This window comes from Bacillus sp. 1735sda2, from assembly GCF_024159245.1.
In the GTDB taxonomy this organism is placed as follows: Bacteria; Bacillota; Bacilli; order Bacillales; family Bacillaceae; genus Bacillus; species Bacillus pumilus_O.
Genome location: NZ_JAMYWZ010000001.1, coordinates 3,767,693 through 3,778,332 on the forward strand (window position 1 = coordinate 3,767,693; position 10,640 = coordinate 3,778,332).

11 protein-coding genes are annotated in these 10,640 nt (G+C 42.3%); 1 reads left to right on the forward strand and 10 read right to left on the reverse strand.

Translation table 11 applies throughout. The annotated features are described in order from the left end of the window. Positions 1-7: 7 nt before the first annotated feature. From celB to sigY, 10 genes are all read right to left on the reverse strand, one after another. Positions 8-1,357, reverse strand: coding sequence for a PTS cellobiose transporter subunit IIC (gene celB / locus NKR21_RS19730; RefSeq protein WP_012011707.1), 1,350 nt, complete (start codon positions 1,355-1,357; stop codon positions 8-10). Positions 1,358-1,371: 14 nt separating this feature from the next. After that, positions 1,372-1,677, reverse strand: coding sequence for a PTS sugar transporter subunit IIB (locus NKR21_RS19735; protein WP_012011708.1), 306 nt, complete (start codon positions 1,675-1,677; stop codon positions 1,372-1,374). A gap of 119 nt (positions 1,678-1,796) precedes the next feature. After that, complete coding sequence (locus NKR21_RS19740; protein WP_144455268.1) at positions 1,797-3,743, reverse strand: BglG family transcription antiterminator; 1,947 nt, start codon at positions 3,741-3,743, stop codon at positions 1,797-1,799. A gap of 237 nt (positions 3,744-3,980) precedes the next feature. Next, entirely contained in the window at positions 3,981-4,595 is a 615-nt protein-coding gene (locus NKR21_RS19745) for a class F sortase (RefSeq protein WP_012011710.1), read from the reverse strand. Positions 4,596-4,664: 69 nt separating this feature from the next. After that, a complete protein-coding gene (locus NKR21_RS19750; protein WP_144455266.1) occupies positions 4,665-6,047 on the reverse strand; it encodes a copper amine oxidase in 1,383 nt (460 codons plus the stop codon). Between the two features lie 125 nt (positions 6,048-6,172). Further along, positions 6,173-6,286 (reverse strand): hypothetical protein, encoded by a 114-nt coding sequence (locus NKR21_RS19755; RefSeq protein ID WP_003214702.1) that lies wholly within the window; start codon positions 6,284-6,286, stop codon positions 6,173-6,175. Between the two features lie 83 nt (positions 6,287-6,369). Then, positions 6,370-7,740, reverse strand: coding sequence for an NADP-specific glutamate dehydrogenase (gene gdhA / locus NKR21_RS19760; RefSeq protein ID WP_144455264.1), 1,371 nt, complete (start codon positions 7,738-7,740; stop codon positions 6,370-6,372). Positions 7,741-8,054: 314 nt separating this feature from the next. Next, positions 8,055-8,267 carry a transcriptional regulator gene (locus tag NKR21_RS19765; RefSeq protein WP_088002567.1) on the reverse strand — a complete coding sequence of 71 codons (213 nt, stop codon included), beginning with the start codon at positions 8,265-8,267 and terminating at the stop codon, positions 8,055-8,057. Beyond that, entirely contained in the window at positions 8,264-8,575 is a 312-nt protein-coding gene (locus tag NKR21_RS19770) for a YxlC family protein (protein ID WP_012011714.1), read from the reverse strand. The genes NKR21_RS19765 and NKR21_RS19770 overlap by 4 nt, the downstream gene beginning before the upstream one ends. Further along, positions 8,575-9,105, reverse strand: coding sequence for an RNA polymerase sigma factor SigY (sigY, locus tag NKR21_RS19775; protein ID WP_119125555.1), 531 nt, complete (start codon positions 9,103-9,105; stop codon positions 8,575-8,577). The genes NKR21_RS19770 and sigY overlap by 1 nt, the downstream gene beginning before the upstream one ends. A gap of 474 nt (positions 9,106-9,579) precedes the next feature. Here sigY and NKR21_RS19780 point away from each other — a divergent pair, with 474 nt between their 5' ends. Beyond that, positions 9,580-10,617 (forward strand): pectate lyase family protein, encoded by a 1,038-nt coding sequence (locus NKR21_RS19780; protein ID WP_253602555.1) that lies wholly within the window; start codon positions 9,580-9,582, stop codon positions 10,615-10,617. Positions 10,618-10,640: the final 23 nt, after the last annotated feature.

Sequence of the window (10,640 nt, forward strand, 5' to 3'; positions counted from 1 at the left end):
TCCTCTATTACATGTTGACGACATTTTCATCAGTTGTGGCTTTTGTTTCTAGTTCACTTTCTTCTTTCAATTTCTGCTTATCCCACATTCTAAAGAATGGGTAGTATAAAGCGAATGACAACGCCAAGTTAATCAGCTGCATGACAGCACCAGAGATTTTGCCTCCTGTGGCGAGATAGCCTGAAATAATAGGCGGCATCGTCCATGGAACCGCAATCCCCGCCGGTTTTGCGACAAGCCCTGTGCTCATTCCGATATATGTGGTAATGATCATCATGATTGGCGTAAGGATAAACGGAATCAAAAGCATTGGGTTCATGACAATCGGCATTCCGAAAATGATCGGTTCGTTGATGTTAAAGATAGCTGGCCCAATGGCAAGTCGGCCAAGCTGTTTCATTTGTTTACTTCTGGCACGTAAGATCATCGTCAGCACCAAGGCAAGCGTTGCACCGCTTCCGCCGACATTGATGAAGATTTCAAAGAACTGCGCTGTGAAGATATTTGGCAGCACTTCTCCTGCTTGGAATGCGAGACGGTTCTCATCCATCGCACCGAGCCAAATTGGTCCCATGACGCCGCCGACAATGGTTGCTCCATGAATACCGCAAGCCCAGAGAAGCATTTGCACGCCCATGGCGACAATACTTCCGCCTAAGCTTCCACCAAGAATGGAAAGCGGTGTGCCAATTAAGACCGTGATGATATTATGAATACTTTCAAATGGTGTCATCTCAATCAAAAGTCTAGCGACCCAGATTAGCGTGATGACCACAAAACCTGGAATAAGTGCGATAAACGATTTACTCACTGCTGGCGGTACACCATCAGGCATCTTAATGACGATATTCCGCTGGACGATGAATCGGTAAATTTCAGTTGAAAGCATGGCAATAATCATGGCAACGAATAACCCTTTACTGCCCATCAATGTGACTGGAATTCCCCCACCTACTAAGATGGCTTCTGTTGAGCCTTCAGGTGTGAAAGGAACTTGATATGGTGTCGCCAAAAGGAAAGCTGCAACAGCGATCGCACCAGATGATAGGGCATCCACTGCATACTTTTCAGCTAGCCTGTAGGCAATCCCGAAGGTTGCAACAAGTGCCATAATGTCAAAGGTTGCATTCACAGGGTAGGATAGTTTCGTGGCCCATTCTGCTCCGAAGATACTTGCCATAAAATCGCTGTATCCTGGAATCGGAAGGTTGGCTAAAATGAGAAACAGTGAACCGACAATAATGAGAGGCATGGTTAAAACAATTCCGTCACGCAATGCTTGTAAATGTCTTTGAGCGGCAATCTTCCCTGCAAACGGCATGACCTTCTCTTCTAGAAATCGGTTGAATCCATTCATCCCTTCCGCCCCCTTTATCCGTTCACTAACTGTTCAGCAGATTTTAAAACCTCAGCCCCATTACATACGCCGTAATGCACGGTATTGATGACGTCGACTGGAATACTTTTTTCTTCTCCTAGCTTTTTCATTTGTGGTAATAAATATCGAACCTGTGGTCCTAATAAAAGCACATCGGCTTGATCAATATGATTTTTTGCTGAATCTCCGGATACTGCCCAAATACGATAGTCTTTTCCTTGTTCTTGCGCGCTTTTCTCCATTTTTGTAACTAGTAAGCTTGTAGACATACCTGCTGCACATACCAATAAGATGTTCATGTGTAAACGCCCCCTTTTGAAAGTGTGTAGCTTTTCTTTACACATTCATCATATTATGAAAACGCTTTCATAAACACCTATACTTTTTCCTTTAGGAAGCGGAAAAAGTTAAGATCACACTATGAATTCTTGTACGAAGGAGCCTTCTTATACATGATATCGAGCATGTCTTCAAATGTATCACAGGCGATGAGGTGCTGAATGAATTTCACATTGTGCACAAGCTCACCCAGTAGACGATACATCCCTTTTAAGTCTTTTGCATTCTCTTTTTCGACACAAAGCAAGCAGACAAATTGAACTTTTTTCACTCCCCATATAATCGGTTTTTCTAGTGTACAGATCGCCCAAAACGTCTCTTCTGTCAGCGGCATCATTGGGTGCGGAATGGCTGTATAATGCCCGAAGGATGTAGGAGCAGCCTCTTCTCTTTCCATCACAGAAGGTGTAAGCTCTGCTGGTGCTAATCCCATATCGATGACTTTTTTTGTAAGAAAGGCGATGACCTCTTCCTTTGTTTGAAAGGCACGCTTTGTAAAGACCAATTCCTTTTTCATATATTGAGAGGCCAATGTCACCCTTGTTTCACTCGTCAGGGCTTCTTCAATTTTTAAAAAGTCGCCGCCTCCCAAAATAGTATTCACTTGTATGACGGGAATCGGGATATCCATCTGAATCGGGACCGTTGTAATAATCAAATCAAGGGCATGTAAAGAGACATGCGGAAGCGAATAAAGCTCTGCTGTGCCTAAAATGGTCAGCTTTGACCCAAATTGTGATCGCAGACGATCCTGCAGCAGCCTCGCACTCCCTGCACCAGATGCACAAACAATGAGACATCGCTTCGGCGGAATCTCCATTTTTCTCCGCTCTAAAGCCGCACCAAAATGAAGCGCGATATAGCCGATTTCATTCTCATGGATACATAGCCCCGTCTCTTCTTCAATTACCCGGCTAGCGACAATCCCTGCTTCAAAAGCAAGTGGATACCCCGCCTTTATTTCATCCAGCATCGGATTTCTTAAGTTCATCCCATATTTACACCGAGTCATGGCTGGCTTTAAGTGCAGACTGAGCCCAATCAGCAATTCTGCATCTCCTGCTAAATCCAGCTGCAATTTTTGGTCAATCGCTTTCAACATAAGCTGAACAAGACGGCTCGTGTCATCATCCACAATTTGTTTTTGACCGCTCGATGAAAAGGACTGCACCATTTTAGCTGTTCCTAACAAATGAATGGCGATATAGACGATCTCCTCTTGTGGAAAAGAGACGTCCAGCAGTCCTTCAAGACGTTCCACCATTTTTTTCGCGACCTTGTATTCCTTTGCCCGTGGAATTTCATTGATTTCTTCTGGCAAAACAGATACATAGTTTCCGTGTCTAATCCGTTTGCAGGCAATCGCAACATGAACGATTAAATTATTCATGCAAATGTCTGATAGATTCATTCTTTCTTCATTGATATAATCAATGATTGTTTTCTGAATCAATTCCAATTCATGTTTTGGCAAAATGGTCACTGCTGTATTCAGCATCGTTTGGTAGGAACGGCGTTCATTGAATAAATATTCTGACATACAATAACGGATTTTCATCTCCGATCCTTTGATCCGGCAGCCTTTATTCGGCTTTGCTTCCAGCTTTAGATCAAAGGGTTCAAGCTTGCGTTTGACCCATTTCATATCGTTACTCATCGTCGATTTACTGATAAACAGCTGCTCCTGTAAATCTTCCAGTTTCACATAAGACTCTGCAAGAAGCAGTTTTTTTAAAATAAACCGAACGCGCTCCTCCGGCAGAACAGCCAGCGGTTCTTCCTGTTCGACCTCTTCTTTCATAAAACGGCGAAAGGCATTCTCATCGTTGATCAACAGCTCATAACCAGCTCCTCGAACAGCTGATACAGCCGCTTGGTAAGGAGCGAGACGGTCGTTCAGTTCCTTGATGTCTGTACGAACGGTGCGGCTTGTCACTTGTAAGCTGACAGAAAGCGCAGCGCTTGTGAGCGGGGTCTCCGCTGCCATTAACTGACTTAAAATGTGCGCCAGTCTTTTACTCAGCATCAGATCGGCCTCCTTATGTAAGGGTGGAGAATCTGCCTTGTCTGGACAGGTTGTATACGCTTGCAGTTCTCTTCATTACTCATATTCTACTGAAAAGAAATAAAAATTGCCAACTCATTTATATGACAAACGCCCCTACTTATACAACAAACCATATCTAATGACCTATGAATCTTTTTATAGGACCGTTTGGAAACCATGAAAAAAAGGCGCTGCACCTTCGTGCCATCGCCTTTTTTATGAAGAGATCAGCTGCGTAAAGACAACCAATCTTTTTTCATGAGTCCCAGCTGCATGATCAAATGTCCCTGTACATGTGATTAAATTGAGATTTCGTGTAAAAGCATACCCGAAAAATGCATTAGGCTTTTCTTCACGAGGATAACTTTGCACTTTGATGACTTCAAAAGTTCGCTTTTTCCCTGACGAGGACGTCACGATTACCTTGTTTCCCTTTTTTAGCTCCTTTAGTCGATAAAAAACAGAAGGTCCCCATTTATTATCAACATGACCATTCATGACGGCGTTCCCTTTATCTCCTGGCTTTGGACCATCTTTAAACCAAGCTGTGTTGTCCGTCTTTTTAGGAACGCCCATACTGCCATCCTTAGATAAGGTGGTTTTCTCTACTTTTGCTTTGACACCAATCGCCGGAATTGCAATTTCAGCCGGTACAATACCGGACGGTTCGTCTTTTAATATAGCTTTTGAATGAGACTGTTTTGCGGCTTGGTTTGTTGTGATTTTTTCAGGAGATGAGGTTGTTTTAGCGGATGACGAATCATCCATTGATTTTGATGCACAGCCCGTGATGATGAGAAGCATCAGAAGACCAAACAGCCATCTTTTCAAGTCAGTCTGCCTCCTTTGAAGAAAGGAACGGCACGATTGTGCACGTTCCCCCTTTGTTTTGATATGAGCTTAATTTGATGTCTTGCGGCGAATAAGGAAGAACGCACCCATTGCACCACCGGCTAGGATCAAGCTTGCAATTAATCCCGCAAAGGCTTCATATGACATACCTAAAGGACCGGCTGTACCTCCCATACCTGTTTTCGGCATTTCATTAGGCATCTTGGATTTGAACATTTTAGGATGCTGATCAACAATGGCTTCTGCGACATCTTGACCGACCATGAACATATGACCGTACGCTTCTCGCACTGTTGGATAAAGCTGATCGTAATCGCCATTATGGTATGACGTATATGTTTTGATCAATTCATCAATATGCATTTTTAAGCCCGCTTCTAAATCGGCTGCCTTCAAACGTCCATCTGTTGCTTGATCTAAAAATTTCGCTTGCTTCATTCGATACGCATCTAAGTTTTTCACCGCTTTTTCTTTCGCTTCTTTGTCTCCTGATGCATCCGCTTTGACATAATCAACTAAGTATCCGATATGGCTTGACCAAATATCTTTGAATTGTTTTCCGGCATCCTTGCCATAAACAGAGGCAATCGCATCTGATAAATCATTTGTGTTTTCGTTCAAAGCTGCCGCTGCTTGATCAAAGTCCTTGCTGCCATCATTTCCTTTTTGCATAGCAACGACTGCAAGCGCCAAATGCTCTGAGAACAAGTAGTTTAAATCTTCACGAAGGTCTGCGGCCGGTGTGTCGACGGATTTGTGATCAAATTTCCCAGGAAATTGATCTGTGATCGCCCACGATACGCCTTTTCCTACTTCAAACATATGATGAATAGATTTTCTAACCGTTTCATAGGTCGTATCAAAATCCTTTTCAGTGTAGCTATCAAACGCTTTTAGCAGTTCATTGACGTGCATTTTTAAGCCTTCTTCTAGTTCGCTAGCTTTCAATCTACCGTCTGTTGCTTGATCGAGCATATCGGCTTGTTTCATGCGATATTGGTCAAGCTGCTTAACTGCTTTCTTTTTACCTGCTTCATCTTTCTTTGCCGTTGCCTGTACATAATCAACAAAGTAGCCAATATGACTTGACCAAATGTCTTTGAATTGTTTCCCTGCTTTTTTTCCGTACACAGAAGCGATGGCTTCCGATAAGACATTTGTGTTGTCATTTAGCGCTGCCGCTGCTTGTTTAAAATCTTTGCTATCGTCAATTCCCTTTTGCATTGTGATGACTGCTAAATAAGCGTGCTCTGAAAACAGCTGATCTAGAGTTGCTCGAAGATCGGTTGCTTTATTTGACACCTCTTGTGACGAAGACATCTTCTTTGCCTCTCCTTGCATATGTCCTTCGTGTGCACTTGCGCTATGAGCTGCCGGAAATAGTAATGCTGCACTAAGCGGGATAGTTAAAATCGCTTTTTTCATGTTCATCTGTTATTGCCTCCTCTTTCCGTTTGTTATGTACTTAACGGAGTGAGGCATGACTTGGATCATTCAAATCTAACTTTTTTTTCATTCATTGCACAACCGGTATGTGTGCATAAAAAACAGCCGGATTATCCGGCTGATACGTTACGACGTTTAGATGCTTTCCGCTCTTTATATATTTTTCTCACCACTGGATAAATCACAGGTGCCCATTTAAAAATTTGTTTCAGCCATTTTTTCATTTCTCCCGCGCCTCCTTATTGTCATTCTTACAAGGAAGATTCCCCATCTTGTCATGAAATAAACAGGTGCGGGAGAGCAGGAGTTAAATCACGCCTTGAGCGATCATCGCATCTGCCACTTTACGAAATCCTGCAATATTTGCGCCTACGATTAAGTTTCCAGAGTGTCCATATTCGTCTGCTGTCTCTGTACACTGACGATAAATCGTCTGCATCATTTGTTTCAGCTGATCATCTACTTCCTCAAATGTCCAAGACATTCTTGCACTATTTTGCGCCATTTCCAGCGCTGAGACACCTACTCCACCTGCATTTGCCGCTTTTGCCGGCGCAAATAGAATATCATTCTGTTCAAAAACTTTGACTGCCTTTAGAGTAGAGGGCATATTCGCTCCTTCTCCTACCGCAATGACACCATTTTCCACGAGCTGCTGTGCCTGCATCTCAGATATTTCATTTTGCGTTGCACATGGAAGCGCAATGTCACAAGGAACAGACCAAATTTGTTCGCAATCTTCAATCAATTCAGCATGCGGGTGAATGTCTATGTATGCCCCAATTCGTTGATTGCTTCCTTCTTTCAGTTGTTTCACTGTTTCTAATGAAATGCCTTGTGGATCATAAATCGCTCCGCTTGAATCACTGCATGCTACAACCTTACCACCTAGCTCTATGACCTTCTCCATCGCATAAATAGACACATTCCCTGAGCCAGATACGACAACTGAACGCCCTTCAAATTGAAGTCCATTCGCTTTTAACATTTCTTCCATAAAGTACACCAGTCCATAGCCTGTTGCTTCTTTTCTGGCTAAGCTGCCTCCAAATCCAGGGCTTTTCCCTGTAAGCACACCTACTTCATAAGCACCACGCATTTTCTTGTACTGCCCGAACATATAACCAATTTCGCGTGCCCCTACGCCAATATCACCTGCTGGCACATCTTGATCAGGCCCAATATATCGGCTGAGTTCACTCATAAAGCTTTGAACGAAACGCATGATTTCTCCATCTGATTTCCCTTTAGGATCAAAATCTGATCCACCTTTTCCTCCACCGATCGGCATACCAGTCAGTGCATTTTTAAAGATTTGTTCAAATCCTAAAAACTTGATAATGCTTGCATTGACAGATGGGTGGAAACGAATGCCTCCTTTGTAAGGACCGATGGCACTATTGAATTGAACCCTGAAACCACGGTTGACTTGTACTTTCCCCTCATCGTCTACCCATGGTACGCGAAATACCACAAGCCGTTCAGGCTCGATGAGTCGTTCTAAAATGCCTTGTTTTTCATACTCTGGATGCTTTGCAAAAACGGGAACAAGTGATTCTAGAATTTCTCTTACGGCTTGCTGAAATTCCTCTTCACCAGGATTTCGTTTTTCCACCTCTTCTAACACACGGTCGATGTAGCTTTGTGCTGTTTGTGCTGCTCGATCTAAGGTCAACATGGCTCATCTGCCTCCTTTGTATATCTTCACACATTTATCCTGTTAGATTTTCTAACGCATATTGAGATTAATTTAACACCATTTGTAAAAACTGATCAATACTGATAACAGATGAAAATGATGCCGATTTGAGATGGATCAAACAGCCGCCGTCATCGTTTTTAGAAAGTATCTCTTACAGAATGACTATTGAGCTAGAAATCATCTTTTAGACACTATATATCCCGCACTCTTTGACAATTAGATGAACCATGAAAGATTTCTAGTTGATCTTCAACACGAAAAAAAGGCCTAAAGTTTTATAGGCCGGCAGCTCAATCTTTTCGGATCTTCTCTTCTTTTTTTCGATCAGGGTACACGACACAAAGCCAATATAAAATAGAAGACGATGGGAAGTTAATTAAACCGACAATGCCCCAAAACCACTTATAACGCCCTCTTTTCTTCGCATCCATAAATAAAAGCAGGCCCTGCGCAAATAGTAACGGCAATGCGCACAATAAGATGATCATCTCCGTCTGACTCATAAGGAAGACCCTCCTTTAATATGTTGATATTCCTTGATGCCGACAACGACGCAGAGCGGCACACTCACGACTTGAAGAAGAATGAAGATAAAAGGTAAATGGGTGATGGCAGCGACAAATAGTGTGAGAATGGTCAGACTGATGAGAACATACGCCAGCACTTCTTGTTTAAAACGCCTTTTCTCTTGTTCCTTCGCCTGCTTCAGCATCATCATGACAGCTTGTTCACTTGGCTCTTTCACTTCAATTTGTTCATCTAGTTGCTGTAACTCTTCCTTTAAACGTTCTGTGAACTGATCTTCCTTCATTAAGACCACTCCTTTCGAATTTTCTTTAACCCATGATGAACCCTCGACTTCACAGTGCCTTCTCTCATACCGAGCATTGAAGCAATCTCTGGATAAGTAAAGCCATAATAATAGTGCAAAATAATCGGCGCTCTCTCCTGAGCCTTCAATTCGTTTAGAGCATCCCACATCTCGTGCCAAGTATGGCCCTTTTGCTGAATCTCCCATTTAAAACGGCGCATCGTCTCTTGATTTGCCTTTCCTTCCCTCAATTGTTCACGTTTTCTTTTCTTCTGGTGATCCAAAAATTGTCTAGATGCAATGGATATGAGCCATGTTGAGAATAAGGAATCTCCTCTAAATGAAGAGAGTTTCATGTACGCTTTCAGCATCGTTTCTTGCATGATTTCTTCTGCAAGCTCTTGTTGAAGGGTGAGCTTCATTATATAACGGTAAAGAAAGGAATAATGATGACGATATAGGGCTGTAAATGCAGCATCTTCCCCCTGTTTTGCCCGCTGAATCAATAGTGTCTCTTCTGTCTGCTCCAAACACACCCCTCCTTCCTTTTTTCTTCTCTTATTCATGAGACGACACGTATGACGATATCGTTCAAAATAGACTTTATTTTTTTAGCTTGTTTGCTTTTCTCCCTGTTGGTCCAGTAATTGAAGCGTTAAATATCCAGTTTTTTCTTATGAAATGATTATGACATTCCTTCGTCTCTCACAAAATGATTCGTTCTGATTTTCTATCAAGCGGACAAGCTCTCTTTCATAATCACTAGGTCATCCCAATACCTATCGTCAATGATCCTTGTCTCATTTAGACAAAAATAAAATAATCATGGCCTCAGTTTTCTAGAAAATCACGGAATACATAGCGCCAATTCTTAGCCGATGATACCTTTTTGCGTGCTATGCTCTTCCTACATTCCGAAAAAGGCGATACTGGCGAAGGAAGGAGTAGCAGTTGAATTGCAGCTTATTTTTGGAAACGTTTACATTAAAACAAAATGAATGGAGATGTTGACTTTGAAGAAAAAAGTTCCAATGTTAGCTGGTGTGTTAGCGGTTGGTCTCGTGACTTCATTATTTGCACCTAATGGAGAGGCAAAAGCGGCAGCAAAGTACCCTGAAAGCCCTTCTATTATGGCCAATTTTAATCAACAAGGATTCTCCACATTAAATGGTGGTACAACGGGCGGTGAAGGTGGTAAAACCGCCACAGTTAAAACCGGAAATGAATTATTGGCTGCCCTCAAAAGTAAAGGAAAAAACGAAAAGTTAAAAATTGTTGTCGACGGGACGATTACCCCTTCTAATACATCTGCCAATAAAATCGATGTGAAAGATACAAACAATGTCTCGATCGTCGGCAAAGGCACGAAAGGTGAATTTAATGGCATTGGCATTAAAGTATGGCGTGCCAATAACATCATCATCCGCAACCTGAAAATTCATCACAGCAAAATCGGTGACAAGGATGCCATCGGAATCGAAGGCGCTTCTAAAAACGTATGGGTCGACCATAATGAACTGTACAATACATTAAACTCTGGTAAAGATGATTATGATGGATTATTTGATGTGAAAAATGACTCCGACTATATTACCTTCTCTTGGAACTATGTTCATGACAGCTGGAAAACGATGCTCATGGGCAGCTCTGATAACGACAACTACAACCGAAAAATTACATTCCACAACAACCGTTTTGAAAACCTGAACTCTCGTGTACCATCTATGCGCTTCGGAGAAGGTCATGTGTATAACAACTACTATAAAGGTATCCATACAACAGCGATTAACTCTCGTATGGGCGCAAAAATGAGAATTGAGCACAACGTATTTGAAAATACAAAAAATGCGATTGGTAGCTGGGACAGCCGTCAAGTCGGTACATGGCATGTCATCAACAACTCATATATTAACAGCTCAGGCAGTCTGCCAACGTCTTCTACAGGTACGTACAACCCTCCTTATAACTACTCTTTGCTTAACGTGAACAATGTCAAATCAGAAGTAGTATCAAATGCTGGTGTTGGAAAAGTAAACCCTTAAAACCACAAAACGTTCGGGCAGAA

Excerpts from the sequence above, each read along its gene's own strand:
- celB (WP_012011707.1), bottom strand. The coding sequence starts at position 1,357 with ATGAATGGATTCAACCGATTTCTAGAAGAGAAGGTCATGCCGTTTGCA.
- NKR21_RS19770 (WP_012011714.1), bottom strand. The coding sequence starts at position 8,575 with ATGAAGGAAGATCAGTTCACAGAACGTTTAAAGGAAGAGTTACAGCAA.
- gdhA (WP_144455264.1), bottom strand. The coding sequence starts at position 7,740 with ATGTTGACCTTAGATCGAGCAGCACAAACAGCACAAAGCTACATCGAC.
- NKR21_RS19740 (WP_144455268.1), bottom strand. The coding sequence starts at position 3,743 with ATGCTGAGTAAAAGACTGGCGCACATTTTAAGTCAGTTAATGGCAGCG.
- NKR21_RS19780 (WP_253602555.1), top strand. The coding sequence starts at position 9,580 with ATGTTGACTTTGAAGAAAAAAGTTCCAATGTTAGCTGGTGTGTTAGCG.
- NKR21_RS19765 (WP_088002567.1), bottom strand. The coding sequence starts at position 8,267 with ATGAGTCAGACGGAGATGATCATCTTATTGTGCGCATTGCCGTTACTA.
- NKR21_RS19735 (WP_012011708.1), bottom strand. The coding sequence starts at position 1,677 with ATGAACATCTTATTGGTATGTGCAGCAGGTATGTCTACAAGCTTACTA.
- NKR21_RS19750 (WP_144455266.1), bottom strand. The coding sequence starts at position 6,047 with ATGAACATGAAAAAAGCGATTTTAACTATCCCGCTTAGTGCAGCATTA.
- NKR21_RS19755 (WP_003214702.1), bottom strand. The coding sequence starts at position 6,286 with ATGAAAAAATGGCTGAAACAAATTTTTAAATGGGCACCTGTGATTTAT.